Annotated in this window: 27 protein-coding genes and 1 tRNA gene; 16 read left to right on the forward strand and 12 right to left on the reverse strand. The window is 46.2% G+C overall.

Going from position 1 to position 25,611, the window contains the following annotated elements:
• Positions 1-107 precede the first annotated feature (107 nt).
• Positions 108-1,454: a magnesium transporter gene (locus J4N45_RS11660; RefSeq protein WP_252011525.1), complete on the forward strand. Its 1,347-nt coding sequence runs from the start codon at positions 108-110 to the stop codon at positions 1,452-1,454.
• 324 nt (positions 1,455-1,778) lie between these two features.
• Positions 1,779-2,279, forward strand: a complete 501-nt coding sequence (locus tag J4N45_RS11665) for a DUF3332 family protein (RefSeq protein ID WP_042477647.1) — start codon at positions 1,779-1,781, stop codon at positions 2,277-2,279.
• 199 nt (positions 2,280-2,478) lie between these two features.
• Here the strand turns inward: J4N45_RS11665 and J4N45_RS11670 are convergent, their stop codons facing one another.
• On the reverse strand, positions 2,479-2,820 hold the full coding sequence (locus J4N45_RS11670) for a hypothetical protein (protein WP_252011526.1): 342 nt from the start codon (positions 2,818-2,820) through the stop codon (positions 2,479-2,481).
• A gap of 280 nt (positions 2,821-3,100) precedes the next feature.
• Between J4N45_RS11670 and J4N45_RS11675 the strand changes: the two genes are divergently transcribed.
• Positions 3,101-3,271, forward strand: a complete 171-nt coding sequence (locus tag J4N45_RS11675) for a hypothetical protein (RefSeq protein WP_252011527.1) — start codon at positions 3,101-3,103, stop codon at positions 3,269-3,271.
• Positions 3,272-3,329: 58 nt separating this feature from the next.
• Here J4N45_RS11675 and J4N45_RS11680 read toward each other — a convergent pair whose 3' ends face one another.
• The 3 genes from J4N45_RS11680 to J4N45_RS11690 form a co-directional block, all read right to left on the reverse strand.
• Positions 3,330-4,169, reverse strand: coding sequence for a transposase (locus J4N45_RS11680; protein ID WP_252011529.1), 840 nt, complete (start codon positions 4,167-4,169; stop codon positions 3,330-3,332).
• A 269-nt stretch (positions 4,170-4,438) separates the two neighbouring features.
• Positions 4,439-4,840 carry a DUF2061 domain-containing protein gene (locus tag J4N45_RS11685; RefSeq protein ID WP_252011531.1) on the reverse strand — a complete coding sequence of 134 codons (402 nt, stop codon included), beginning with the start codon at positions 4,838-4,840 and terminating at the stop codon, positions 4,439-4,441.
• A gap of 244 nt (positions 4,841-5,084) precedes the next feature.
• Positions 5,085-5,627, reverse strand: coding sequence for a nuclear transport factor 2 family protein (locus tag J4N45_RS11690; RefSeq protein WP_252011546.1), 543 nt, complete (start codon positions 5,625-5,627; stop codon positions 5,085-5,087).
• 161 nt (positions 5,628-5,788) lie between these two features.
• Between J4N45_RS11690 and J4N45_RS11695 the strand changes: the two genes are divergently transcribed.
• From J4N45_RS11695 to rodA, 6 genes are all read left to right on the forward strand, one after another.
• Positions 5,789-6,157, forward strand: coding sequence for a winged helix-turn-helix transcriptional regulator (locus J4N45_RS11695; protein ID WP_128649366.1), 369 nt, complete (start codon positions 5,789-5,791; stop codon positions 6,155-6,157).
• Positions 6,158-6,252: 95 nt separating this feature from the next.
• Positions 6,253-7,170: a CDF family Co(II)/Ni(II) efflux transporter DmeF gene (dmeF, locus tag J4N45_RS11700; RefSeq protein WP_252011548.1), complete on the forward strand. Its 918-nt coding sequence runs from the start codon at positions 6,253-6,255 to the stop codon at positions 7,168-7,170.
• On the forward strand, positions 7,170-7,586 hold the full coding sequence (locus J4N45_RS11705) for a MarR family winged helix-turn-helix transcriptional regulator (RefSeq protein WP_042477654.1): 417 nt from the start codon (positions 7,170-7,172) through the stop codon (positions 7,584-7,586). The genes dmeF and J4N45_RS11705 overlap by 1 nt, the downstream gene beginning before the upstream one ends.
• Positions 7,587-7,670: 84 nt before the next feature.
• The gene (locus tag J4N45_RS11710) at positions 7,671-8,045 is read left to right on the forward strand and encodes a hypothetical protein (protein ID WP_252011549.1); all 375 of its coding nucleotides are present in this window, start codon (positions 7,671-7,673) and stop codon (positions 8,043-8,045) included.
• 66 nt (positions 8,046-8,111) lie between these two features.
• Positions 8,112-8,789, forward strand: a complete 678-nt coding sequence (locus tag J4N45_RS11715; RefSeq protein WP_252011550.1) for a DedA family protein — start codon at positions 8,112-8,114, stop codon at positions 8,787-8,789.
• Between the two features lie 82 nt (positions 8,790-8,871).
• Complete coding sequence (rodA, locus tag J4N45_RS11720; protein ID WP_252011552.1) at positions 8,872-9,957, forward strand: rod shape-determining protein RodA; 1,086 nt, start codon at positions 8,872-8,874, stop codon at positions 9,955-9,957.
• 7 nt (positions 9,958-9,964) lie between these two features.
• On the opposite strand, the gene J4N45_RS11725 is transcribed toward rodA, so the two are convergent.
• A complete protein-coding gene (locus tag J4N45_RS11725) occupies positions 9,965-10,345 on the reverse strand; it encodes a hypothetical protein (RefSeq protein ID WP_252011554.1) in 381 nt (126 codons plus the stop codon).
• A gap of 232 nt (positions 10,346-10,577) precedes the next feature.
• Between J4N45_RS11725 and J4N45_RS11730 the strand changes: the two genes are divergently transcribed.
• The 3 genes from J4N45_RS11730 to J4N45_RS11740 all read left to right on the forward strand — a co-directional run bounded on the left by J4N45_RS11730 (position 10,578) and on the right by J4N45_RS11740 (position 13,932).
• Positions 10,578-11,759, forward strand: a complete 1,182-nt coding sequence (locus tag J4N45_RS11730) for a C45 family autoproteolytic acyltransferase/hydrolase (RefSeq protein ID WP_252011556.1) — start codon at positions 10,578-10,580, stop codon at positions 11,757-11,759.
• Between the two features lie 283 nt (positions 11,760-12,042).
• On the forward strand, positions 12,043-13,299 hold the full coding sequence (locus J4N45_RS11735) for a D-amino acid dehydrogenase (protein ID WP_252011557.1): 1,257 nt from the start codon (positions 12,043-12,045) through the stop codon (positions 13,297-13,299).
• Positions 13,300-13,425: 126 nt separating this feature from the next.
• Complete coding sequence (locus tag J4N45_RS11740; RefSeq protein WP_252011558.1) at positions 13,426-13,932, forward strand: DUF3087 domain-containing protein; 507 nt, start codon at positions 13,426-13,428, stop codon at positions 13,930-13,932.
• Positions 13,933-14,024: 92 nt separating this feature from the next.
• Here J4N45_RS11740 and J4N45_RS11745 read toward each other — a convergent pair whose 3' ends face one another.
• Both J4N45_RS11745 and J4N45_RS11750 read right to left on the reverse strand, forming a co-directional pair.
• On the reverse strand, positions 14,025-15,194 hold the full coding sequence (locus tag J4N45_RS11745; RefSeq protein ID WP_252011559.1) for an MFS transporter: 1,170 nt from the start codon (positions 15,192-15,194) through the stop codon (positions 14,025-14,027).
• Between the two features lie 145 nt (positions 15,195-15,339).
• A complete protein-coding gene (locus tag J4N45_RS11750; protein ID WP_252011560.1) occupies positions 15,340-16,944 on the reverse strand; it encodes a BCCT family transporter in 1,605 nt (534 codons plus the stop codon).
• A gap of 430 nt (positions 16,945-17,374) precedes the next feature.
• On the opposite strand from J4N45_RS11750, the gene J4N45_RS11755 reads away from it, so the two are divergent.
• Complete coding sequence (locus J4N45_RS11755; RefSeq protein ID WP_252011561.1) at positions 17,375-20,251, forward strand: UvrD-helicase domain-containing protein; 2,877 nt, start codon at positions 17,375-17,377, stop codon at positions 20,249-20,251.
• Positions 20,252-20,342: 91 nt separating this feature from the next.
• Here the strand turns inward: J4N45_RS11755 and J4N45_RS11760 are convergent.
• Both J4N45_RS11760 and J4N45_RS11765 read right to left on the reverse strand, forming a co-directional pair.
• Positions 20,343-20,419: transfer RNA gene (locus tag J4N45_RS11760), tRNA-Arg, on the reverse strand.
• 53 nt (positions 20,420-20,472) lie between these two features.
• Positions 20,473-21,609 (reverse strand): flagellar assembly protein FlgT, encoded by a 1,137-nt coding sequence (locus J4N45_RS11765; protein ID WP_252011562.1) that lies wholly within the window; start codon positions 21,607-21,609, stop codon positions 20,473-20,475.
• A 160-nt stretch (positions 21,610-21,769) separates the two neighbouring features.
• Here J4N45_RS11765 and J4N45_RS11770 point away from each other — a divergent pair, with 160 nt between their 5' ends.
• Entirely contained in the window at positions 21,770-22,405 is a 636-nt protein-coding gene (locus J4N45_RS11770) for a FlgO family outer membrane protein (RefSeq protein WP_042477693.1), read from the forward strand.
• 9 nt (positions 22,406-22,414) lie between these two features.
• Positions 22,415-22,843, forward strand: a complete 429-nt coding sequence (locus J4N45_RS11775) for an LPP20 family lipoprotein (RefSeq protein WP_042477696.1) — start codon at positions 22,415-22,417, stop codon at positions 22,841-22,843.
• Positions 22,844-22,917: 74 nt separating this feature from the next.
• Here the strand turns inward: J4N45_RS11775 and J4N45_RS11780 are convergent, their stop codons facing one another.
• The 3 genes from J4N45_RS11780 to flgA all read right to left on the reverse strand — a co-directional run bounded on the left by J4N45_RS11780 (position 22,918) and on the right by flgA (position 24,561).
• On the reverse strand, positions 22,918-23,343 hold the full coding sequence (locus J4N45_RS11780; RefSeq protein ID WP_234495414.1) for a flagella synthesis protein FlgN: 426 nt from the start codon (positions 23,341-23,343) through the stop codon (positions 22,918-22,920).
• 30 nt (positions 23,344-23,373) lie between these two features.
• A complete protein-coding gene (flgM, locus tag J4N45_RS11785; RefSeq protein ID WP_042477702.1) occupies positions 23,374-23,691 on the reverse strand; it encodes a flagellar biosynthesis anti-sigma factor FlgM in 318 nt (105 codons plus the stop codon).
• Between the two features lie 123 nt (positions 23,692-23,814).
• Positions 23,815-24,561, reverse strand: a complete 747-nt coding sequence (gene flgA, locus J4N45_RS11790) for a flagellar basal body P-ring formation chaperone FlgA (RefSeq protein ID WP_042477704.1) — start codon at positions 24,559-24,561, stop codon at positions 23,815-23,817.
• 76 nt (positions 24,562-24,637) lie between these two features.
• Between flgA and J4N45_RS11795 the strand changes: the two genes are divergently transcribed.
• Complete coding sequence (locus tag J4N45_RS11795; RefSeq protein ID WP_234495416.1) at positions 24,638-25,573, forward strand: chemotaxis protein CheV; 936 nt, start codon at positions 24,638-24,640, stop codon at positions 25,571-25,573.
• The last annotated feature ends 38 nt before the right edge of the window (positions 25,574-25,611 follow it).

Genomic DNA, 25,611 nt, shown 5'->3' on the forward strand with positions numbered 1-25,611 from the left:
ACGATTAAAATTTATTCAGCTTTATCAATATTCTGAATGTGGCTTGGTGACCTATTCGCTATGATAGAAGGTATTCTAATTACGCGCACGGTTACAGGGAGCCCGCAGTGAGCGAATTCCAAGATCTGTCAGTTCAAATTGAGCAAATCTCACAGGCAGAAGAGGCACAGCAGCCGCACATTCTCAATCGCTTTATAGAGCAAGGTCTCGACGCATCGTCGATTGCTCTGATCCTTGAAGCCTTCCCAATTGAACAAAGGGTACGGCTATGGCGTGAACTGCCTCTTGAGAGTCATATCGAGGTATTGACCGAGTCGCGCGGCGAAGTGAGGGTGTCGATTCTTGATGCTTTGTCAGAGACAGAGCTGAGACTCACGCTCGCTAAGCTGGACAACCTATCACTTATCGAATGGGCAGACTCTCTGCCTGACGACATCATTGAAGAAGCGATATCGCTGCTTGAACCAGGTGAACTCGAGCTCTATGACCAAGCCAACGAATACGAAGAAGAAGAGCTAGGTCGCTGGGCGGAGCGTAAGGTTATCGCTATCCCATTCAACATATCCGTAGAGCGTGCTCGAGTTTTAGTTGCTAAATACAATGTCGAATCGGCAAGCCACATCTACCTTATCGACAAGCAGCAACGCTTTCGAGGCATGGTGGACTACATCGATTTACTAAGCGCTGACCCACAGGCGCGTATCAAACAGTTAGTGCTTGAACATGTGAACACTTTAAGTGCCAATATGGCGTTAACCGAAGCGGTAGACGCAATGGAACGCTCAGCATTTGCCGCGTTGCCAGTACTCGATGAACGTAAACGTCTGGTCGGAGAAATCGATTGGAAGTTTGCATTAAGTACCCAGCGTGAAATCTATGAAACGCGCCTTATGGCTGGTACGGGTATGGATGAAGGCGATGATCTATTCGCTCCCATTCTTAAAAGCTCACAGAAGCGTGGTGTGTGGCTGGGTATCAACCTATTAACTGCCATTCTTGCTTCAGTGACGATTGGTTTGTTTGAGGATGTTATCGCCCAAGTTGTCGCACTCGCGGTTCTCATGCCGATCGTGGCTTCTATGGGAGGGATTGCCGGTAGCCAAACCCTAACGTTGATGGTTCGCTCTATGGCTTTAAATCAGATCACGTCAGGTAACCGATTCGCCTTGATCAAAAATGAGTTAGGGATCGGTGCTATCAATGGTTTGTTGTGGGCGGCAATCATTGGCGCAGTTGCCGGGCTGTGGTTCCAGTCTCCTTTACTTGGCGGCACTATTGCATTGGCTATCATCGTTAATATCATTACTGCGGCGCTGTTTGGGGTACTTATCCCACTAATACTCGATAAGCTAAAACTCGATCCTGCACTCGCTGGCTCGGTTATCTTGACCACAGTGACAGACGTGGTGGGTTTCTTCGCCTTCTTAGGAACGGCAAGTTTGGTGCTGTTGTAGGATATGGCTGTCACAGGTTGAAATTTTGTGATTTTTTCGTGGCGATGTGAACAGTTGAACGATAAAGAAACCAAGTATAACGTTCTGAATTAAAACATTTTAATTGCTTTGTTGTGAGTGGTTATTGAAAAAGTGGATCTTGGATGTTAATGCGCAGGTAGCGCAGCAAAAATGCGCCTAGAGCCGATTTTGATTGGAGTTATAATCCCGCGCCCTTTATTGGTGGCGGGAATGAAAAACCAGCACTGATTGCTGGTTTTTTCTAATAATTTCAATCAACTTGCTTGCGCTGTGTTGGCAGTGTGAGTGAGAGGTTTTTAAGCAATGAAACTGATCAAAACAACGATTACTGCAGCACTAATGTCGACAATGTTGACAGGCTGTATCGGTCAAATGGCAACAACGGGTGCACTTATGTATGAAGTAAACCTAAAAGGGGTCGACAACCGTTACGCCCGTGCTGGTCTTTACACTCTGATGTCACCGGTATACGCGATCACGGCTGCGGCTGATTTGTTTGTGGTTAACTCTATCGAGTTTTGGACGGGCACTAACCCGATCACCAAGAAAAAGGCCGTCGCAGATACGCCAGCTGAGGCGTACATCAAAGTAAACCACAAAGTTGGTAAGCAGTTCTCTACCGCACCAGTGAAGCTTTCAAAGCTTGATAACAACACCATGCAAATGGAGTTTATCGACGAGGAAGGTAAAGCTCGTACCTTGGTAGGCGTAAGTGGTGAGGAATCAGTTGATTTCTATCTAGATGGTCAGTACATCACGACCGCAACGCATCAAGAACTGGAGCAGTACGCCGCTGCATCGTAATGGCTTTTCTGCCTTAGCAACAAACAAGGCCTACTGGGTGCTGATACCGGTAGGCCTTATTACCAATAAATAGGATGTAAAAAAGGAGATTATTGGATTGAGATGATCCTACCATGCATCAACAGAAGCGCTATGACTAGAGCGTGGCAAAATGTAAAAATCGGTATGCAATCTTCTCGATTGAAATACACTGAGACGATTAAGAAGTACGAATCCGCTTTGCTGTTACAATAAGGCCTTGTGTATAGCTAAAACCATAGCCATAACCGTATCCACCATAGCCATTCTCACCACGACCACCTGCCTCTAATAACGCCTTGTAATCATAGTCACCACTAGTAATTGGTGTGATGGCCACGACTTCATAGCCATCGTGGTTGAGTGTTTCCACGGCTTTTTGCAGATCTTCTGCCAAACGGACACTATCAACTACGGATTTCGAATACCCTGCTTTTCGCCAAACGGGCGAATCACTATAGTCGACAGTCTCATGCTTGCCCACCTCGCAAAACTGAGCGGGTACATGAACAATTCGATTCATCTGATTACCTTACTGCTATTGTTACTCTGATATGCCACATGTGGGTTAGTCTTGGCGCTAACACTCTTAATAGTGGATTGGCGATTCTACCGCACTCTTTTATAAATTCGTAACAAAATGTCTAATCATTCATAGAGTTAAAAGCAGTAAGTGAGTGATAACGCACAGTTAACGGTTGGAGTAACTCGGCATAGCACTAGCGATGCTCGCATGGAAGGTGGTGTAAGCGGGAATCTGACTCATACTTACTGATGTCTTTTTACAACAAGGAGACGTCGTTATGAAATTGATTATCTTATCTTGCGTAAGCGCATTGATCTTGATGTCAGGTACAACCTTCGCCAGTCAAAGTGGTGGCAGACTAGGTTACGTGGTTGATTGCAACATCAATGGGACAGTGACACGAATGCCAATGACGGCTTGCCGTCAGAAAGGAGGAGAGGCGAAATAGAGGCTATTAGTCTGTTCGCCTCAGTTCAAACGCTGAGGCGAACAAAAGAGATACTCAATTAGAGCGTGGACTTAGAAACAATACGACTAACTCGTGAGTAGTGCAGACCAAAATGTGCACCAATTTGCTTTTGCGTGTAACCGCCACTTCGAAATGCCAAACAAATCGCTTCGTCGCGGCTTTGTGCTTGCTGTTCGTATGCCTCTAGAGTCAAAGGGGCTGAGCGTCGTTGTGGCGTGGGGATATCACTGAGATCAATATCGCTACCATCTAGGTTAGAAAGATGGCGCCGGATAAACGTTTCATCACCTAAGAAAATCTGTCGTTTCACGTTTTGCCATGGATTCTCATCTTTGCCATCCAAAACATACTTTTTGTACTTCGTTAGCGCGGCAGATGGACTGCTATCGAATGACTTTAACGTAGTTTTACTATCAAACCAGGTTGGTGATGGTTTGCTACCGTTTAGATAGCACCAACTGCTCCATGGGTAGCTTTCGGGATCGACGACCATTTTTGCATGTACTGGGTTTAACAAAATATCTCGGCTAACAGATAAGAAGTAAGCCTCTCGGTCTATCAAGATCGATTTGAAACGACCTTGGAAAAGGTGTCCGCTGCGACCTCGTTTGTGATTTATCCTTTGCGTGTACACACCATTGAGCTGGCGCATACCAATACTCAGATTGCCATCCGGTGTTTCTAACATCACATGATATTGATTCGACATTAAACAGTAGCTATGGACCTGCCAATTGTATCGCAGGGCAGTATGCTCGAGTACCTGTAAGAACAGTTCAAAATCGCCCCTATCTTGGAAAATAGGTTGTCCGTCGTTGCCTTTGCAAGTGACATAATACAAGGCGCCAGGGTATTCGATTCGTAGTGGTCTGCTCATTGCGGTATCGGTCATCGTCATGGTTGGAGGTAGGTCTTACTATAGAGGAATCAGATAGAAAGGCAAAACGCAAGACTTGGCCCCTATTAGGTTTTTGATGTGATTCATTGACTAATATGTCAGCACTATTCATAGGAGGTTGTTAACTATTACTATTTCGGAGTTTGAATTTACTGCCTTCCTAATGGATCGATGTAAAAAGGGGCATGTCGATGACATGCCCCTGGGTTTTCGAATAGATTATTCTGAATGTATTGCGCTGATGGCCGTTATGCGGCAACCGGTTTGTTGAAGTTAACATCGATGCTCTCGTGAGATTTACGCTGCCATACTTTCTCATGGAAGAAGTAGGCGACTGAGTTAATGGCTGGTTCGATTGTTGCCATCAAGCCACCGATAAATGCATCCCCAGTTAACAAGTAAGTCACCGTGAAGGCAACGCTGAAGTGAATAACGGCAAAGCTAGCGGTCTTCACTTGAGTCATAGACTGTCGACGTTTTAAAAGGGCGACTTTTTGCCACGCTTTTTCATGTAGGTAGAAAGCACCTGTGTTGATGGTTGGTTCAATCATGGCGACAAGACTACCTAGCAAAAAGTCACCAGTAAGAGCAAAAGCTACCATGGTGGCAATTGTGAAGTGGATGCCTGCAAAAGTTATAGTCTTGATCATGACGTTACCCTCATTGAACGCTAATCTGTGTTGATGTGAATATTATTGATAATTATTATCAGTAACAGAAGTAATTTACCCCTATTATTTTGATAGTTAATTCCTATTGATATTGAGTTATGAATAGCTTTGAGGATCAAGAGTAGAGTGAGTGGCAAATGCTGCCCCCATAGCGTTGCGCGGATTGGGGGCAGTCGTCGTAATGTCGTGAGTAGGCGAGTGCTTGTTTAGTAGTGGTCGGCTATTAGAACACGCCGTTCTCGTTGGCAATATCGCCACCACTGATTAGGGAGTAGACTCTCATCGAAAAGTCGAGTGCTTGAATGGAGTCCCAATGCTCGACAATGCGACCATCTTCGATGCGCCAAGTATCGATGATGTTCATCCCTTTTTCATCATTCCCTCGGTCTTCTTTATTTAATGTCGCGTGGGAATGAAAAATCACATAGTCGCCGTCGACATAGATGTGCTTAACATCATAGCTGTAGTCTGGATATTCCTCGACAAACTCAGTTAGAAACCCAACGAGACCTGTCACTTTATCTGGTAGGTTTCGATTGTGCTGCACATACGCGCTGTCGTTGTAATGCTTTATCACATAATCAAAGTCATGGTCGTTCATCAGGTGCTGTACAAAGTCAGTGATCAGAGCAGCATTGTTGGCTTCTTGCTCAGTCCAGTTTTCCTTCTTCAATGACGCAAGATCTATCGTAACAGAGTCATTTGACTGTGCAAAAACGGTGGTTGTTGCGACGAGAAGCATAAGTGAAGTAAGTCGTTTAATCATGGTGATCTCCCTTTCTAATGTTGCTTGTTTGGTATAGATTGATAACCATAGTAATTAATAGTAACCTACACTACAAGAAGGCACCTAAAGCTGCGCTGGTTACCTTTTGGTAACTGTTGGAGCAAAACAGGCAAACGAATGGATAGAGGTTGAAAGTCGAAATGGCGAATACAGAGAGACGAGTGTTTTACAACAACAGCGACTGCCCAGTGAGAAATGTTGTTGCACAGATAGGCGATAAATGGTCATTGCTGATCTTATTTGCGCTGGTGGATGGGTCTGATCGATTTAATGCATTGAAGTCGAGAATCGAAGGGATCTCACAACGCATGTTGACTCAGACATTGCGTGATTTAGAGCGAGAAGGGTATGTGAATCGAACGGTATACCCAGAGGTGCCGGTGCGCGTTGAGTACGCTTTGACAGATTTAGGCAGAGATCTCGTCAAGCCACTCTACAACCTGGTTCAGTGGGCAGAAAGTCATCAAGATGAGATTAATCGCTCTCGCGAGGCGTACGACAACCAATAAATCTTATTGGGTGTTAGGTACTTACGGTTGACTTTGTTTGATAGTCAAACTAAATTGATAATCAAGTATTTTGATTATCAAACAAAGTGTGCCCCATGTCTTTTGAATCTGCGCCTCACTCACACAATTTTTCTAGCCATAATCATCAAGGTGAGAAACGAACTTTTTATGTGCTACTACTCACTGTCACCACTATGGTGGTCGAGATCGTGGCGGGAACGATCTACGGCTCCATGGCACTGTTGGCTGATGGTTGGCACATGGGCACACACGCTGCCGCTTTTTGTATCACCTTGTTTGCTTATCGCTATGCGAAGAAGCATGAGAAAAATGATAGATTCTCCTTTGGCACGGGCAAGGTTAGCGTACTTGGGGGCTATACCAGTGCGATTGCGCTGGGTATTGTGGCGCTTATGATGATCGTCGAATCGGTGCACCGATTGTTCAATCCACAGCCGATTCATTTCAATGAAGCTATTATCGTCGCCTTTATTGGTTTGGCCGTGAATGTCGCGAGTATGTTTTTGCTGGGGGATCATCACGACCACCATCATCATGACCATGGGCATTCACATGATCACGGACATGCACACCAACATCACGACCACAATCTAAGAGCTGCTTACCTGCACGTTTTAGCGGACGCGTTGACCTCTGTGCTCGCTATTGGCGCCTTGATTCTGGGTAAGCTCTATGGATGGAATTGGCTAGATGCCTTTATGGGGATCGTTGGCGCCCTGGTTATTGGTAAATGGACGCTAAATCTCCTAAAACAAACCAGCCCTATTTTGCTCGACGAGAGCATTGAAGAAACATATCGAGAAGAAATTCGTGAAGAGCTTGAGCCCTTTGCTGAAGTAGCTGATTTGCATATCTGGAGAGTGAGTGGTCATCACTATGCGGCGGCAATTACCTTGGTGTCTAAGGACTCGCTTTCTTTGCTGGCGTACAAACAAAAGCTGAGTAAGTTTGATAAGATAAGTCATCTCACATTAGAAGTACGTTCGACTTAATGCAGAATCTAGAAACGTTAAACCAGTTACTGACCGAGTTTTACGACAAGATGTCGTCTTGGGAGCAGTCTGTCGTCAAAGAGACCGGCTATTCATTGGCTCAAGTGCACACTATAGAGGTTTTGGGTGTCCATGGAGCCATGCGAATGAAAGAGCTCGCCGATAAACTGGGGATCACCACCGGTACCCTGACGGTGCAGGTCGATAAGCTAGTGGCTGCAAAATTGATGGAACGTTTCCCTCATCCGAACGATCGCCGTGCAATTGTGGTTGGGTTGACAGAGGCGGGGCAAGCAATTCACCGTCACCACAACCAATTACACCTCGACTTAGTTAAAGACATCACTCGCCATTTTGATGAGGGGCAAGAAGCTTTACTTATCTCATGTCTGTCGAAGATGAATCGTGAGTTCTAATCGGATTTAGAGCCGTTAAATTCTCATTGCTTTTTTAGGCGCTTGGCAGTACATATAGGCAGATCCCACTACTAGGCTTTGTGTGTGAAGCGACCGATAAAGCTCGTCCCATTCCTGCTGACTTTGCTAACGATGCTGCTATTGAGCGGCGTCGCAGAGTCTATTGGTGAGACTACACACTTTTACCAACCTTCGGTGGTGAATCCAGAGCGGGTTCCTGACCTTGCCAATGACAATCAACTACTGCGTCTGTCAACCTGGCGATTGCCACCACAAAAACTTCAATCTCGACCTCAAGATCCTCTGCCTTGGCTGATATTGGTGCTCTCCTTGAGCTCATGGTTTGTGTTTGCGCTTTCAAGAAGGGCGATCCCAAGAAGTTACCTGGCTTTCGCTCACCCTCGACTCGGTGGCTGGCACGAGTCCAACCTTCAGTTTCGCTTTATTCACTCTCGATAGTTCTCAACCTAAACGTTTCATCGATTCATCTCGTTTCGTTTTTTAGTAACTATGTTGGGAGTAACTATGCTTGATGCGACCCAAGACGTCTTGATTGCCATTTGGAATCAAGACTTTGACGCGTTGCTGTCGCCTGGTAGCGCGGTGCTGATTTATATCTTAGTGACCATATTTATTGGTCTTGAAAGCAGTTTTTTACCAGCTGCGCCATTGCCTTGTGACAGTGTCGTTGTGTTGGTGGGAACCTTATCTGCCGTAGGGGTTCTTAACCCATTTCTCGCATTCGCGCTGCTCATCATCGCTGCCTCCGTCGGCAGTTGGCTTGCCTATTTGCAGGGACGTTGGCTTAACAAACTTCCCGTTGTTCAAGGCTGGCTGACGAAAGTGCCTGAGAGCAATGTGCGCCTGGTCGATAACCTTTTGGGTCGCCATGGGCTAATTGCGCTATTCGTTGCCAGGTTTGTCCCGGGAGTCCGCTCACTTGTGCCTATGGTAATGGGGATTCGTCAGCACCAAGTTCAGCGTTTTCACTACTTCGCTTGGTGTAGTGCAACGCTATGGATTGCATTGTTAGCGGGCGTAGGATTCGTCTTACCTTCATTGCCAGATACCGTGAGTAGAGTCGCGACGATGGTACTGATGGCAGCACCTATTGTGACCCTGTGCGCCGCGATCATCACCTTTGTTACTTGGCGTCTGCGCCGCGTTCTTTCAGGCTATCGAAATAGCCTGAAAAAATCCTAATCAGATGCGCCTTTCGGCGCTATTTACCCATGATATTTGTAGAGATGAGCAACGTCTTAATGGCGTTGCTCGCTAGATTCGTATGCTGAAAGCTCTTAATACTCCAAAAATCGACGTCCTCATCTTGTTGGCGATCGTCTCAATCATGTTGCTTGGTTCACTTACTATCTGGAGTGCCAGCGGTTATAGCGAAGCCACCATGACCAACCATCTCAGGCGCTGTGGGATATCCATCTTGTGTGTTGTGATCATGGCGTCGATTCCGGCAAGGCAGTATCGCCGCGTGTCTCCTTATCTTTATCTGCTTACCATTCTACTTTTGATTGGTGTTGTCCTTGTTGGAGATAGTAGTAACGGCTCTCAGCGCTGGCTGAGTATTGCAGGTTTTCGCTTTCAACCATCAGAGTTGGTGAAACTGGCCATTCCCATGATGGTGGCGTGGTTTATACAGCATGAAGGGACGCGACCAACCGGGATTAGGCTACTCGTCGCTATTTTGATGACCGCCATACCAGCGGGCTTGATATTTGTTCAGCCTGATCTCGATGGAGCAATCTTCGGCATCATATACATGCTATTTGTGCTCTATTTCGCAGGCATGAGTTGGAAGATCATTGGTGGCTTTGTTGCCCTTGTTGCCACCTCGATACCGCTGCTGTGGTTTTTTGTGATTGAGGCTTACCAGAAGAAGCGTATTGTGCAGTTTCTTAACCCGCAAAGTGACCCGCTGGGCTCTGGTTATCAGATCATTCAATCGCATATCGCGATTGGCTCTGGGGGCGTGACAGGGAAAGGTTGGATGAATGCCACGCAAAGTTCGCTCGGCTTTATTCCAGAGAGCCATACTGATTTTATCTTTTCTGCTTATGCGGAAGAGTGGGGGTTTCTTGGTTGTGTATTGCTGCTGTCGCTCTATCTATTTATCACCTTAAGAGCACTTTGGCTCGCCTGTCATTGTCATCATGCCTATAGCCGACTGGTGTGTGGTTCATTGGCACTGAGTTTCTTTCTATATGCCTTTATCAACACAGGGATGGTTAGCGGGTTGCTGCCAGTCATGGGAAGTCCATTGCCATTTTTCAGCTATGGTGGCACCGCGATGATCACGCAAGGCGTGTGCTTTGGCATTATTATGTCATTGTGCCGAGCGTCTTCGCGTTATGAGTAGGTGGGGCTTAGTTGTACGCGCCTTTTTTGTATTGCTCAAGGAAAAACTGATAGTCCAGATAGGCTTTGCGAACTTTTTCTGGTATCGGCTTTTCATACACGCGAGCATCATCAATCGTTGCCATAGACCAGCCTTGAAAGATGGGTTCTTCATAACAATTGATGCTGCCTTCTCTTCCTTTAGAGAGTAAGGTTCGGCGTATGTTCTGAACGTGGTACCAAGGCGAGCTTTTGCCCCTAAAATAATTGAGGATAGGGTCTTGAATAAGGAACACTTCACAACACAATAGCTGAGCCAGTAAGCAATCGATACTCGCCCTTTGGTCCTCTGGGAAATGCCGAATTACCTTGTTGAGTTCTCGGTTACATTGTTCGATCAAGTTGCTCAAAAATTACCTCTAACATCATGACGTAAAGATCCAATTCGAAGGGAACCTTTGAAAGGGTCATACATTACACATTAAGACAAGGTCGCAGCGATTGCCAGTGGTGTACTCCTATAGTGCTAACTAAACCATTGGATTGGAGGACTCAATCCATCGCTGTGCATTGGTTAGTTTTGCACAAGATTCATACAATCTGCCTCGACTTCACAATACTGTTCTATCGAGGTAACTAACGATGACAACTTCAACACTGACACTGCTTAATCAATTTGAAGACGGCAAAATTTTTGAAACCAACGAAGAGATGCTTTACGTCCTTCAACTGCAAGGCAGTTGGTTTGAGATGGGCCGTCAATATGGCGCACTGGCGAAAGATCACATGGAGGCGATGTACCAAAAAATCGTTCAACCAGAAATCAATCATGGCTTGATCACGCAAGCTGACGCATTTGAGCTGTTTGGTACTCGCATCTTTAACGCACTGTCACTGCGTCGTAAGCAATATTTCCAAGGTGTAGCCGACGGTGCTGGCTGGCCAGTTGAGAAAGTGGTCGTGCTAGACCAAAGCGGTCCAATGGCGATCTACTTGGGTAAACTGCACTCTTTCTCAGGTTGTTCATCGTTGGCGACTTGGGGTGAAAACACCAAAGATGGCCATGCTCTTGTCGGACGCAATATGGACTGGGCTGAGCTATTCTTGGATTTCCCAATCTACACGACAGTTTATAACCCAACAGATGGCTCTAACGGCATTGTGAACGTGAGCTGGCCTGGTTGGCAGTGGCTAGTAACAGGTTTCAATGACAAAGGCGTTTACACTGACCTGCATGATGGTACGTCAATGGGCGGTAACATTGTCTCTATCGAAAAACCTTCATTCTTGAACTCTGTGTTCGACTATATGGCTGAGTCTGATTCAATTGAAGCCTTAAGCGCTCGTTTCCAAGCCGCGCGTACCGATGTAGCCGCTATCTGGATGCTTGCTGATCAGCAAGGCAAAGCGTGTGCTTATGAGAATTCCATTCAAGAGAACCGCCTGCGCTCTGCAGACAAAGATGCAAGCTCGTTCGTGACAGTGAACACTTTCTTGAATCCGGATTGGGGTCTAGGTCAACGTGAAACACAAAGCTTCTCGCTAAAGCGTTTTGATAACCTCAATGCGCGTCACGATGAAAAGGCAGGTCAACTGGATACACAACAAATGCGCGATATCTTCGACCTAACGTTATACAACGAAGACGGAAGCTTTAAAGAAAACGGTGGTGTAACCAAACCAACTAACCAAGATGTGGACCTTACCAACTACCAAATCGTAGCAGACCTAAATGAGCTTCAACTGTGGGTCAAACTACCAGCTTTAGGTGTTGAGAGTGATTGGGCACATGTTGATGTTAAATCACTGTTTATCAAAAAGTAACTAGCATAGATAGCTGTCTAATCTCTATCTATCGGTAGTAATTGTAGATCTGCCTTGGTCGGTTTCGGCCAAGGCGGTTTCGTATATTCGTAGTACCTGCTGCTTTTCATTTTCCATACTTAAATGCGATTTCGAAGCATTGATCACTGCGTTACGCTTCTCAGATGCTTAATATCACCTTTTCAGGACGAAGATTTTTTAAACAATTTTCATAGTTCATATTGGTGGACTCTTCTAATTATGTTTAGTTTGGTAGGGTTTAGTGCGGATATAAGGATGTATTGTGGACGTTATCGTAATTGGTAGTGGTGTCATTGGTTTAACCAGCGCATGGTATTTAGCAAAAGAGGGGCACTCTGTCACTGTGATAGAGCGCCAAAGCTCGAGCGGCAAAGAGACCAGCTTTGCGAATGCAGGGCAGATTTCTTATGGTTACTCCTCACCCTGGGCTGCACCAGGGATCCCTCTCAAGGCGATGAAATGGCTGACACAAGAGCATGCTCCTCTAAAGGTGAAGCCGTCACTATCCCCTGAGCTGGTTTCATGGGCGACAAAAATGCTCGCCAACTGCAACGAAGAGAGGTACGCCCAGAACAAGTCCCGCATGTTGCGAATAGCGAACTTTAGCCGCGACTGTTTGACTCATTTGAGAGAAAGCGAAAACCTCGCTTATGAAGGACGACAAAAAGGCACGCTGCAGATATTCAGAGATGAAAAGCAGTTAGACGCTGTTCAAAAAGACATGATGCTTCTGAAAGAGAGTGGCATTGCGCATAGCTTGCTAAACGTAGAGCAATGTCTAGAAGTCGAAGCGGGACTTGCGGATGTTAGAGACAAGCTGGTGGGGGGGCTTTATCTGCCAGGTGACGAAACTGGAGATTGCTATCAGTTCTGCGTCGCACTCACTGAAAAAGCACGACAATTGGGTGTGAACTTTGTCTTTGATACCGAGGTGCATAGCCTTAATCAAAACAACGGCGCACTAACCAGTATTAGTACCAGCAAGGGTGATTTCAAAGCTGACGCTTACGTGGTTGCCTGCGGCAGTTACTCAAGGGCGTTGCTCAAACAAGTTGAGCTGTCGCTACCTGTTTATCCCGTTAAAGGATACTCGCTGACAGTACCGATTATTAATACAGATAAAGCGCCTACGTCAACGGTAATGGACGAGACCTACAAGGTTGCCATGACCCGTTTTGATGATCGCATCCGCGTTGCTGGTACAGCGGAACTTGCTGGCTTCAACACCCTAATTCCAGAAAAACGAAAAGCCACCATAGACATGGTCATAAAAGATTTGTTTCCGTTTGGAGGCGATTTCTCTAAAGCGGAGTATTGGACTGGGCTAAGGCCCATGACGCCAGATGGGACGCCAATTATTGGTAAGACACCGATTACAAACCTGTTTACCAACACGGGGCATGGTACGCTCGGCTGGACGATGGCGTGTGGCTCGGGGAAGATCTTATCTGAAGTGGTCAGCAAGGGTGACACGACGATTGAATCCAGTGATCTCAATGTTTATCGCTATTTGTCGTAGCAACTGTGGATACATTGCCAGTTGCTTGGTAATGTTTGCCCTAGCTACTGACTTTCTAGCCTTTATAGGAGCGGTCCTTCTAAAGGCTAGAAAAGCGTAACCACTCTATTAGCCATTGGATTTAGAATGCAATTACAATCTATCGACAAGCAGTTATATCGCTCACATCTAAACATCGTCATCGTTGCATGTATTGTCAGCTTAAGTGTCTCTAGCTTAGCGATATCTCAAAGTTTGATATTCGTTTTCCCATCAGAAACGGGCTCACATTTTCATTGGAATCTTCTTGGTGTCGTGGTGAGTGCATTAGGTCTAGGTATTACCCTGCTAAAACTTAAGAATCACCCGAAAATGAAAGAAGTCGTCTATGTGTGGCAGCTAAAGAAAGAACTTAACCTCATTTACCGAAAGAATAGAAAGTTGCTGGCTGCGGCAGAACAAGGTAACGCCGATGCCATGTTAGCGCTTCAGTTTAGCTACGAAGGATCGCGTCAGCTGTGGCAACTTGATGATAATACAATTGTAATGACGAGCCTAAATGCAGCGCAGTCAAAGCTGGATGGATTGACCGAAGAGTACAATTTGCAGCTTGATATATCGAACTATCAGTCAGGGCTACTTCGCCAGTTTTGACAATCACAGCTGCAGCCTAGAGAAGGGACACGTACTCAACGCCTCATGGGGTAACATGTCCTTGCTGTCTCTTCGCCACTATTTCTTCACCACTACTTCTTCACTACCCAATTGAGCATAAGCAATAGCGCAATCGGGAAAAGCGAAGCAACTAACATCCAGGTCCAGCCTTGGGTAAACAATACGATTCCAGCACCCAGTGACCCCGACGCCTGGAAAGCCGTAATTGAAAAATCATTGACCGCTTGAACCTTAAAGCGCTCGCTTGGTCTATACGTCTGAGGCAGCAGCGATGTCCCACCAACGAATAGGAAGTTCCATCCTACTCCAAGTGCGACTAACGCCCACCAGTAGTGATGTACAGAATGCCCAAGCAATGCGACAGCAATACAAATGAGGAATATCACGCAGCCAAGAGTGATGAGCTTGTAAATACCAATACGCTTTATGATCATAGGCGTAATGAGAGAGGGCAGGTACATCGCCATCACATGGCTTTGAATGACCCATTTAGCGCTTTGAATATCGTGTCCGTGCCCAGACATTGCCAGCGGCGTTGCTGTCATGAGAAAAGCCATCACTGCATACGCCGTTAAGCCTGAACCAATGGCGAGCCACAGCATAGGCTGCTTAAACAAAATGGATAGATCTCTCGCTTCACCATCGTCAGTGTCGTTTTCTTGCACCGTCAGAGGCTTCATCGCAACCGCCAACACAGCCGCGCCTATGAGCTCAAGAAAGCCAAGCGCCGCATACGCTCTAGCATACTCAGAATCAAACCATGAAATCGCCTGGCCCATATTGAGTAGCTCTGGACCAACCCAAGCCGCGGCAATTCCGCCCACCAACACTAAGCTAATAACCTGTGGGTGTTGAGCGGCACTCTTGCAGCTTTCAATGGCGGCAAAACGGTACTGCCCAACATAAGCAAGCTGACTGCCAAGTAGAAAAGCACAAAAACAGAATCCCCAAAAGCTGCCACTATCAATCGCCCAAGCCGCACCAAAAGCACTCACGCTGCTGACCAGTGCCGCTAAAACAAACGCCTGCTTTCTACCTAGCGCTTTTTGAATTTTCGCCGCAGGGAAGATGTTCAACGATACACCGACAATGAGTGCGGTAACGGGCAGGGTAGCCAGTGTCGGATCCGAATGAAGCTGAGCTCCGACAATACCGCCCAGAAACACATTCAGCGCTCCGACAGACAAAACAAAAGGTTGCACTGCAGCCAGCAACCAGGCATTCCATGGCAATGATTTCATTGATTCTTTTTTCGTGGGGAGAGATTGGTGTTAATGGTGAAGGAATTGAGGAGAAAAGCAATCACGGATTAGTGTAGCGGTTTCTTGTGTCATTACACTAACCGTGATTTTTATTTAACCAGCCAACAACCTAACTAGTTGGGCATTAGTGGTTGAGTTGTATGTTTTGTTCCCTCGCCATTTGATTGGCGATTTTTGGAGCGAACCAAAGACTCGGAGCAATAATGAGGGATGCTGGTACCGCGGTAATAACAATAAATGACTGTAGTGCTGAGACACCGCCGCTTCCCATTGATATCAACACAATCGCCACTGCTCCCATGATTAGTCCCCAAAAGGCGCGAATGAGTGCGTTGGGCTCATTGTCTCCTGTGATCACCATGGTGATGGTGTAAGTCATGGAGTCTCCTGTTGTCACAATGAAAGTTGTGGTTAGTATTAAGAATAATATCGAAATTAGAACAGGGAAAGGCAGCTGCATGGTAATGGCCAAAAGCGCGCCCGGCATGTTAAATCCTTCAAACCCAGCTTGAATTATTCCAGGTGTTTCAAGTTCAAAGGCCAGCCCAGAACCACCAACAATCGTGAACCAAAAACAAGTGACGAGCGGTGCCGCAATACTAACAGACAGAATCAACTGACGAATCGAGCGTCCGCGAGAGATACGTGCAATAAAGATCGCCATCATCGGAGCATAGCCGATAAACCACCCCCAGAAGAATACAGTCCACCAACCTAACCATTGAGGGTCGCCACGGTACATAGCCATAGGAATGAACTGATCAACCATAGTGCCTAACCCTTGTACATAGCTGTCGATAATGAACTCGGTTGGTCCGGCAATTAGAATGAACAAAATAAGTGCTGCAGCAAGCAGTACATTGTAGCGACTGACTAATTGAATGCCTCGGTTTACACCTGTAAGTGCAGATAGGGTATAAAACAGCACTGCCAACACCACTACGGTTGCTTGTGTTGCAAAGGTATCGGGAATAGAAAACAGCTCTTGCATTGCATAGCTTATCTGTAAACCTAAAAATCCAATTGGACCAATGGTTCCTGCTGCTACTGCGATAATGCTAAGGGCGTCGGTTATATTGCCTATCCAACCTTCTACTGCGCGCTTTCCAAGTAATGGGTAAAGCAAAGTCCGAGGCTTCAAAGGAAGGCTCTTATCATAATGTAAATGCATTAGAACGATAGAAGATAGACCACCGAGTACCGCCCAAGCAAGGAATCCCCAATGCACAAAAGATTGGGAAAGCGCGTTGATAGCATTGTTCTGAGGAGAAGAAGAACCAAATAGCGGAGGTGGTGACAGATAATGTGCAATAGGTTCAGCCGCGGCCCAAAAAACCCCTCCGCCGGCAAGGAGCGTGCATAAGATGATGGATATCCACTTGAAGTTCTCAATTTCAGGCTGAGACTTTCCTCCTAATCTGACATCCCCAGTTCTTCCGAAACACAGCGCTAGCCCAATCAAAAAGTTGGCCACTAGCATCAATTGCCAAAAGGCACCAAAGAAACGCGTAGCAAGGTTAAATCCAGAATTAACGGCGGAAGAAAGTGCGACAGGATGAGACAGGGCAAGCAGAACAAACAAAGTTAAGAAAGAGGCACTTAGCCAAAAAACGGGGTTATTAAGCTCTAGTTTATTTGCGAAGTGTTTAAGTCGCTCGGGCGGGTGAATGGCGTCATAAGATGAAGCAGAAGCTGCTGAGCAAACCTCAACAGAATTGGAATTTGGCATTAATTAATCACTGTTCACGTGGCGCTGCTCTTTAGCAAACGCTGTGGATTGAAACGCAGTTATATAGGTCAAAATGTGACTTGCGTCATAAAATAGCGGGGCATGCTATCACAAAGAGAGGATGGGGTCAGAAGTATTTGGAGTTGTGTGGAGTTGCAGTGAGTGTTGTTTGCTTGTTAGGGGAATGGATTACGGTTTATGAGCAAGAGCATATTACGTTTAGCCTTAAGCTATGTATTAATAAGGTTCCATCAACTTGATCTTAGCTGGTTACCCAAGTATCGATATTCTTGTTCGGTTCTATTTCGTCATCATTGAGTTCTTAATCGATTAAATGTAAAAGTTAGCGACGCTCAAGTACTAGTACCTAGCCACTAAGGTAAACTATGCCTCTTTACGAGGCATATCACACTTTAGGCGGTGGCGTACGATGACGCAGTGGACACTTACCACAAACTCTTTCGGTCGAGTTTTCAACAATCGGCTTGTCGTTGAGATCAGCGAAGCAGGTATACGAGCTGATTCAGATGGAGAGGTGAGTTTCTTCAAATGGGAAGATTTGGATAGTGCCCCAAGTCTAAAAACTTCAATCACTGGTGGTTGCTTGAGTTTTAGCGTAAAAGGTAAGCCATATCGCTTTTCCACGCTGAGCTATTTCCTCCCCTTCAAGTATCCGCACCGTTTCTTTCCTCAATGGGCTAACCAGAATGCACAGCATTTAGCTGAGTTCTTAGGTTCGGTTGAAAATAAATGCCAATCCAGATTTTTTCGTGATTCATCCATACGGGACATCCAGAGCTATGCCAAAACAGAATACAAGCGTTGGCGAGGGTGGAACAAGGCTTTGGGACTATCCGACTTGGCAAAAAACACAGCATCGCAGCTAAGTCGAATTGCTAGTTGGAAACAAGCCGATATTGAGAATATCAGACGTGAGTATGTAGAGCGTGAGCTTAACGCCTTTGATTCATTCTTTAGCAACGTGGAATCTAACCCGCTGACTGCTAAACAAAGAGTTGCGTGCATCACTGACAACGACAATAACCTTCTTTTAGCGGGAGCTGGTACGGGAAAAACCAGCGTTATGGTTGGCAAAACTGGCTATTTAGTGAAAAGTGGGCAGGCGCGACCAAACGATATATTGATGCTAGCGTATGGCAGAATCGCTGCGGAAGAGATGGACGAGCGCATTAAGGAAAAACTTGGATTTGAAGATGTTAAAGCGAGCACATTTCATAGCCTTGGCGTGAAGATAATTTCACAAGTTGAAGGTAAAGCTCCAAGCTTATCCCCCCTAGAAGGTGACGTACGGGCAAAAGTTAAGTGGATGAATGAGGCTATTGCCTCTTTGATGCAAAATACCGGCTACAAGAAAGCGTTACTCGACTATTTTAGTGCGTACTATTTCGTAGACAAAGATCCGTTTGAATTCAAAACCCAAGGCGAGTACTTAAAATATCTCAACGATAACGATATCCGCACGCTGAAAGGTGAGCAGGTAAAGAGCTTTGGTGAGATGGTGATTGCTAACTGGCTTTATAGAAAAGGCATCAACTACCAGTATGAAGCTAAATATCGAATCGATGTTGCAACAGAGCAGTACCGACAATACGAACCTGACTTCTATCTGCCAGATTATGATATCTACATTGAGTATTACGGCACAGATGAGGACGGAAATCCTCCTCCATATATTGATAAAGAAAGATACCAACAGGGCATAGAGTGGAAGAGAAAGACGCATGCCAAGCATGGTACAGGGTATGTCGAGCTGTATTACCATCAACACCGCAATCGCTCGATGTTGGGAGTGTTGGAGCGTGAGTTGGTAGCTCGCGAAGTAAATACGAATCCGCTGCCTGATAATGAGTTATTAGATAACTTAGAGCAAACTGGACAAGTCACGGAGCTAGCGCGTCTTTTAGGGTCGCTAGTTGATCTTTATAAAGCAGCTTGTCTTGATGATGCAGGTATTCAAAAAATCATAAAAAACTCTCTTGATCCAAAGCAGACTGCCAAGGCTTTGGAACTGTTGATGCCGCTGTATCAGCGCTACCAAGATTATCTGATGGAAGAGAGAGTGATTGATTTCAATGATATGATTTCAAAAGCTTTATCGTATGTTGAAACAGGCCAGTTCCAATCCCCTTGGAGTTACATACTTGTCGATGAGTTCCAAGATATCTCAGAGCCTCGGGCGAGGCTTGTTAAGGCTCTTCGAGACAATAAAGAAAATTCTTCGCTGTTCTGTGTGGGTGATGATTGGCAGGCAATCTATCGTTTTAGTGGCGCAGATGTTCGTCTAACGACAGACTTTGAAAAATACTTCGGTGCAACGTCTAAAACGACGCTTGATATGACGTTCAGGTTTAATAGTTCTATTGGAGACGTGGCAACGCGCTTTGTTACGCAGAACCCGGTTCAGCTCAAAAAAGAGATAAAGTCTCTGGTACAGGTTAGCAAGCCAGCTGTAAGCATCATTAGACAAGGAGCTGAAGAGCAAGGGATGACACCACTGGATAAAGCGTTAACGTCCATTGCTAACAGCGTTGTTGAATCTAGTTCGCCAAACAAAAACAAAGTCTATTTGCTGGCAAGGTTTTGGTATCAAATGCCAGACGCCAATTATCTGCAGTGGCTAAGACAGCGTTATCACATGTTAGACATTGAGAACCAGTCGTTCCACGCATCCAAAGGTAAAGAAGCGGACTACGTTGTGGTTATGGGGTTGACGACAGGCAAACATGGTTTCCCCTCTGAGAAGCAAACTCCTACGCTTATTAATGCGTTGTTACCTCAAGGCGACACGTTTGAACATGCAGAGGAACGTCGATTATTCTATGTAGCTCTGACCCGCGCTAAACACAGAGCATATCTTCTCGCGGACATGACTGATGCAAGCGACTTTATTACTGAGCTAATCAAAGGCGACTATCCAGTTGAGACGAATGAGTTTGATGTTTCCCTAACGCAACTTAAGGCTGACAAAACTGTTTGCCACTCTTGTAAAGTGGGAGTCCTTAAGCCTCGCGTCGGTCAATACGGTAAGTTCATGTCTTGTACGCTGTTCCCACGTTGTAAGCACAAGGAAACTCCGTGCGATAAGTGCGGTAGTCCTATGACTCACGACATCAAAGAAGGCTATCAAGTTTGCATTAACTCTAGTTGTGAACATGAGCGTCCAGTGTGTTTAAACTGCGGTAGTGAGATGAAATTGAGGCGCGGTAAGTATGGCGCGTTTTGGGGGTGTTCGACTTATCGTAGGAACATTGAAAATAATTGTTCCTACAAGATCAACGCTGCTTAGGTAGCAAAATCTAATCTGCTACATATTTGCTATACATAAAGCCAAAAACAACAAAGGGCTAGCATTCACTAACTTGCTAGCCCTTTTAATATGGCGCTCCCGACAGGATTCGAACCTGTGACCTGCCCCTTAGGAGGGGGCCGCGCTATCCAGCTGTGCCACGGGAGCTTAAGACTTATATTACTCAATTATATGAATAAGTTAAGCCCGTGGCGGCAGATTTAGTTCTGTTTGTGCATTACGTCGCCAATCTGGATGCTGTTGGCGAGAGCGGGTTGATCGACGGTGGCTTCTGCATCACGTTCGTAGACACGAGAAACAGTTAGGGTAATGTCGCTGCGGCTGACTTTGTTACGTGGTAAACCGTTTTGGTCGATGAACGAGCCAGTGTGCCATAGTCGCAGTTTGTCGCCAGCTTGAACGCCGTGGACGCGACCGAGGTCGATGGTCACCTTGTTGCCGTATGAGGCCACAACCTCGGGCAGTGTCATCTTGCAGGAAATCTCAGACTCAAGGTCGAGCATAATGTTACGGCTAACGCGCTGCATCATCTCTCCATAAGGCGAGGTCCAGAAACGCGCACTCTTGGTATCCACTTTACTGGTTTTCGCAAACGGCCACTCGGCGATTTCACGATACGTATGCTGGAAGATTTCATGACCTGTCTTGCCGTCGAAGATTGCCATGTCCATAGCAAACTGGCGGTTAATCTTGTCGTCTCTTAGCAGACCACCTTGCTCAATGGTGGCAGTAAGATCTTTAATCTCGCCGGTGACTAGGTACTGGGCCCCGAGATCGTCGGCGATCATTTTAATGCGCTCTGGCTGACGTTTGTTAATTTCATAGCGAGTAGTGCCGACGGAAACGAAGCTGTATGAACGCACACCGAGCTGTTTGTCGATTACCGAGCTGTAGTCTTCACCTAGCTTGTAGATCTGACCCATTACTGCTTGCTGGGGATCAACAATGTCAAACATGGCGACGCCAATGGTCTTTTTATACTGCTCTTTATGGCAAGCCTTTGCCGTTGGGTAGATGTCGATGCGAGCTTTTACCACCATCTGGTTGCCGCTTACGTACTTGTCGTCAATGACGATGTGGCGCACTTCGGAATCGATGAATTGGTATTGATCTCTGTCGTCTTCTAGCATTGGTGCTAGTGTTGCGAGCCCACCGATGTCGGCGCCAGAGAAGTCTACCGCCTTATAAACAGCGTCTTCTAGCGCGTAGATCCTTGCCGCCTTCTCAGAGGAGACAATGGTTGAGGTGCCCGTCACTTCGTACCATTCTGCATAGGCACTGCTGGCAGTCATTGTCATTAATGCCGTTGAAATTAAAGAAGAAACAATTTTTTTCATACTACCTTTCCAAATGCGGAACAATATTTGCTTAGTAATTCTCAGCGAATATTGGAGCGGGCTTTCTTATTTAGGACAGAATGAGAATAGCAAAGATTGTTCCAACCTTTGTAAGAGGGTGTTGCAATCGACCCAATTAATAACTTTTGGAGAGTGTGTAATGAAAAAGTGGCTACTGATGGCATCAGTGTTAACGCTGACCGCTTGTGCCTACTCACCAATCTATAACGGTAAAGAGTCGTACTCTGGCAGCAAATTTATGCTGATGGAGAGTCCGCGTCATACCATGGATTACTTTGTAGAAAGTCTTACCGAAGAGCTAGTGAACTCGAACACAAGCGTGTCTTCGCGCACCCCTATTGCTGTGGCATCTTTTGTGGATCTGCAGAACATGGACGCAACGAACTGGCTCGGTAACTCGGTTTCGGAAGGCTTTATCCACCAATTGCAGCGTCGTGGTTTTAAGGTCGTGGACTTTAAAACGACCGGTTCGATTCAGGTGACCCGTCAAGGCGATTTCGCACTCAGCCGTGATTGGAAAGATCTCGCTCAAGAGCAACAGATTCAATTTGTTCTCACTGGCACTATGTTACGCCAAGAAGGTGGTGTGCTAGTGAATGCACGTGTGGTTGGTATGCAGTCACGTATTGTTGTCGCATCGGCGCAAGGCTTCTTGCCGGCTGACCGTATTGGTCGCGACCTAGATACGTTAAACCATATTCGTACCGAAGATGGTGTGCTGATTCGTTCAGACCCAACAATGACAACACCAACGACCGTGATTTTACGCCCATAGGAAATGAAGATGAGAGTAATATTTGCCGCCTTGCTTGCCATGGTAATGATTGGTTGTACACCAATTGGCGCTATGGATCAGAACACACTTACCGCTGTAGGCTATGCCAGCATTAGTGAGCAGACTGGTCGAAACGATGAAGAGAAGCAAGTTCGTGCTATGCGTGCGTCGAAGATTGATGCCTACCGTGAACTCGCTGAACAGGTTTATGGCCTGCGTGTGTCTGCAAGAGCGGATCTACAAGACCAGCGACTAGGCGTGGAGTCGACCACAGGGGCGGTAGACGGTGTTATTCGCGGTGCAGAGGTGGTTCGAAGCTATAAAGTGGGCGACAGCTACGTTACTGAGCTGGTACTAGACATTGAAAAGATGGACAGACTTCGCGACTACGGTGAGATTCGCCGCGTGCCAGAGAAGAAGCGTGAGACTCTGTTCTAGAAACGAACGTCATTAAAAAAGCGGCAATGTGGTGACACATTGCCGCTTTTTTGTATTGGGTGTGTAAAGACAGTTTAAGCTTTTAGGTTGGTGCCTAGAGTCGATAGCGTGTGCGTTTGTCCGCCCGCGTTATAGGTCATGCCAATTTTTCCGTGGCTTTGCTGCATCAGGTTATTCAGCTTGTTAAAGCTCAATTGTGCACGCTGTAAGCTCTGTCCGTTAATCTCGTTCAGCTGCTGGCAATCAAGAATAATGGATTTAACGTCGGCGACCTTTTGTGCCAAAGGTGCCTCATCGGTCAGACGATGGACATCTTGGTGTTCGCTTAAGCGCTTGTCTGTTTGCTGCAGCTGTCCGATGAGCGTCATCTTTTCTTTGGCGATGCGCTCGATATCGGACGATTCTCGCCCAGCAATGGCTTTCGTCTCCTCCGTTAGCAGAAGAGACAGTGCTTTTGCGTTTTTGAGTTGATAGTCAATCAAATCGACAAGTGCTGCCATTACCTTTACCTAAATCTTAAATGAACGCGGTTATCGTAGTCCGCCAAGTTCGTCTTCAAACTTCATCATGTTGTCCGCCAGCTTCTCTGCGTCTACGGTGTACGAACCGTTAGCAATAGCGTCTTTAATTGCCGCTACTTTAGCAGAGTCAAAGCTTGGCTGACTTGCCATCTGCTGGTGCATTTGACCAATGGCTTTACCGCCTTGGCTCAGCGTCACCGCATCTTGCTTTGTTGAAGATTGACCAACTGGAGTTGATGCGCTCTCTTTGCTGGCGTCCGAACGAGCAGGAGCGCGACTCGTGGTCGTTAGCGTCTGTCCAGATCGAATGTTATCAATGCCTGCCATAGTTTCGCCTTATAGTTGCTCAATATTGCGTTTTCATGCACCGGAATTCGGTCATGAGTGTCACACATAATATGCATGTATACCGTCCATATCGACGGGCAACTGAAAACCTTTAGAAAAAAATCAAAAATTAACAGTGATTTCTGCAACGCCGGTGACTATTCCCTCAATTATACGCTGAGACTTGTCATTTTTCACTCTTACTTGATCGCCGTTGGAACCATCAGAGAGTGCCGTACCTCGCGTGGAGATAACCATTTCGTTTTTCACCGCGCGAATCACGACTTTTTCATTTCTACAGACCACACAAACATCGTTACGTTCAACGACATCGCCAAGTTTGACGTTACGCTTGAGCTTGGCACCAACAACGTGTGTCATGTCGCTAAACCCCTGTCGTCTTGCTCGATTTCTATCGACCATGGTCATGGTGACATCTTGTGCTTCGATGAGGCTGCCACGTGCAAGCGGTCTGGTCGCCGTCACCATAGGCAATGAGATAGACATTCTTACCGGTACATAGACTCGCCAGTTGTCTTCTGGACACTCGACTAACACCGTGACATTACTGCTGGTATTACGTGTCGTCGAGGAAGACGTCTGCAGCGGTGCAGGGCAATCTGTTGCATGGATGCGAGAGTCGATATTACCTGGGTTTGCAATAATTTCTCCACCCGGAGGTTGCTCAATCGTATCTAAAACATGAGCTTGGGCAGCCTTTTGAATGTTTTCTATTTGCTCAGGCGTTGCTGCGTGCGTTAATACGCTAAAGAATATCGCGTGCCAGACGATATAGAGGCAAAGCCAGTTACACCCTTGCCTCATTTTGTGACTGGATGTATGCAAAAAAGATGTCTTAAAATACAGCATTCTGTTTCTCGGGTTCTAAGAAGCCCAGATAGACTATCACTTTTTTAGCTTTAAAGTTTGAGATGGAGATGAACTTATGACCGGTATCTTGGATTCGGTGAATCAACGAACGCAGCTAGTAGGTCAAAACCGACTAGAATTGTTGACTTTTCGTTTGATGGGCCGCCAGCGCTACGGCATTAACGTGTTCAAAGTTAAAGAAGTGCTTCAATGCCCAAAACTAACGCGCATGCCTAACCTTCACCACTTAGTGAAGGGCGTGGCGCACATTCGTGGACAGACTATTTCTGTCATCGACCTGAGCCTAGCGGTGGGTGGACGCCCAACGACCGATATTGAAAACTGCTTTGTGGTCATTTCAGAATTCAACCGCAGTGTTCAAGGTTTCTTGGTTAGCTCTGTAGAGCGCATTATCAACATGCACTGGGAATCCATCTTGCCGCCACCAGAAGGTGCAGGTAAAGCCAACTACCTGACAGCGGTAACTAATATCGACAACGAATTGGTTGAGATCCTCGACGTTGAGAAGATCTTGGCCGAAATCTCGCCAGTGGTTGAGACCATGGACAGCAACATTGCGACAGAGATTGCCGAAGCTGAGCAGAAAAAACAAAAGCAAGTTGTTAAGCGCATTATGATTGCTGACGACTCAGCGGTAGCAAGAAAACAGGTCCAACGAGCTATTGAATCTATTGGCTTTGAGTCGATTTTGGTGAAAGATGGCAAAGATGCTTACAACAAGCTTGTAGAAATGGCTGGTGAGGGTAATATTCACGACCAGATTTCACTGCTCATCTCGGATATCGAGATGCCAGAGATGGATGGATATACGCTAACGGCAGAGGTTCGCCGCCATCCAGATCTAAAAGATCTTCATATTATTCTGCACACCTCTCTAAGTGGTGTCTTTAACCAAGCGATGGTTGAGCGAGTTGGTGCTAACGAGTTTATTGCTAAGTTCAACCCTGAAGAATTAGGGGGCGCTGTTAAAGCCGCAGTCATCGCTGACTAAATAAATGAATAAGAATGAGAGCTTGTCACCGCTTCGTC

The organism is Vibrio sp. SCSIO 43140 (assembly GCF_023716585.1).
In the GTDB taxonomy this organism is placed as follows: Bacteria; Pseudomonadota; Gammaproteobacteria; order Enterobacterales; family Vibrionaceae; genus Vibrio; species Vibrio maritimus_B.

Coding starts and splice junctions, on each gene's coding strand:
- J4N45_RS11665 (WP_042477647.1), top strand. CDS start 1,779: ATGAAACTGATCAAAACAACGATTACTGCAGCACTAATGTCGACAATG.
- J4N45_RS11670 (WP_252011526.1), bottom strand. CDS start 2,820: ATGAATCGAATTGTTCATGTACCCGCTCAGTTTTGCGAGGTGGGCAAG.
- J4N45_RS11675 (WP_252011527.1), top strand. CDS start 3,101: ATGAAATTGATTATCTTATCTTGCGTAAGCGCATTGATCTTGATGTCA.
- J4N45_RS11680 (WP_252011529.1), bottom strand. CDS start 4,169: ATGAGCAGACCACTACGAATCGAATACCCTGGCGCCTTGTATTATGTC.
- J4N45_RS11685 (WP_252011531.1), bottom strand. CDS start 4,840: ATGATCAAGACTATAACTTTTGCAGGCATCCACTTCACAATTGCCACC.
- J4N45_RS11690 (WP_252011546.1), bottom strand. CDS start 5,627: ATGATTAAACGACTTACTTCACTTATGCTTCTCGTCGCAACAACCACC.
- J4N45_RS11695 (WP_128649366.1), top strand. CDS start 5,789: ATGGCGAATACAGAGAGACGAGTGTTTTACAACAACAGCGACTGCCCA.
- dmeF (WP_252011548.1), top strand. CDS start 6,253: ATGTCTTTTGAATCTGCGCCTCACTCACACAATTTTTCTAGCCATAAT.
- J4N45_RS11705 (WP_042477654.1), top strand. CDS start 7,170: ATGCAGAATCTAGAAACGTTAAACCAGTTACTGACCGAGTTTTACGAC.
- J4N45_RS11715 (WP_252011550.1), top strand. CDS start 8,112: ATGCTTGATGCGACCCAAGACGTCTTGATTGCCATTTGGAATCAAGAC.
- rodA (WP_252011552.1), top strand. CDS start 8,872: ATGCTGAAAGCTCTTAATACTCCAAAAATCGACGTCCTCATCTTGTTG.
- J4N45_RS11730 (WP_252011556.1), top strand. CDS start 10,578: ATGACAACTTCAACACTGACACTGCTTAATCAATTTGAAGACGGCAAA.
- J4N45_RS11740 (WP_252011558.1), top strand. CDS start 13,426: ATGCAATTACAATCTATCGACAAGCAGTTATATCGCTCACATCTAAAC.
- J4N45_RS11745 (WP_252011559.1), bottom strand. CDS start 15,194: ATGAAATCATTGCCATGGAATGCCTGGTTGCTGGCTGCAGTGCAACCT.
- J4N45_RS11750 (WP_252011560.1), bottom strand. CDS start 16,944: ATGCCAAATTCCAATTCTGTTGAGGTTTGCTCAGCAGCTTCTGCTTCA.
- J4N45_RS11755 (WP_252011561.1), top strand. CDS start 17,375: ATGACGCAGTGGACACTTACCACAAACTCTTTCGGTCGAGTTTTCAAC.
- J4N45_RS11765 (WP_252011562.1), bottom strand. CDS start 21,609: ATGAAAAAAATTGTTTCTTCTTTAATTTCAACGGCATTAATGACAATG.
- J4N45_RS11770 (WP_042477693.1), top strand. CDS start 21,770: ATGAAAAAGTGGCTACTGATGGCATCAGTGTTAACGCTGACCGCTTGT.
- J4N45_RS11775 (WP_042477696.1), top strand. CDS start 22,415: ATGAGAGTAATATTTGCCGCCTTGCTTGCCATGGTAATGATTGGTTGT.
- J4N45_RS11780 (WP_234495414.1), bottom strand. CDS start 23,343: ATGGCAGCACTTGTCGATTTGATTGACTATCAACTCAAAAACGCAAAA.
- flgM (WP_042477702.1), bottom strand. CDS start 23,691: ATGGCAGGCATTGATAACATTCGATCTGGACAGACGCTAACGACCACG.
- flgA (WP_042477704.1), bottom strand. CDS start 24,561: ATGCTGTATTTTAAGACATCTTTTTTGCATACATCCAGTCACAAAATG.
- J4N45_RS11795 (WP_234495416.1), top strand. CDS start 24,638: ATGACCGGTATCTTGGATTCGGTGAATCAACGAACGCAGCTAGTAGGT.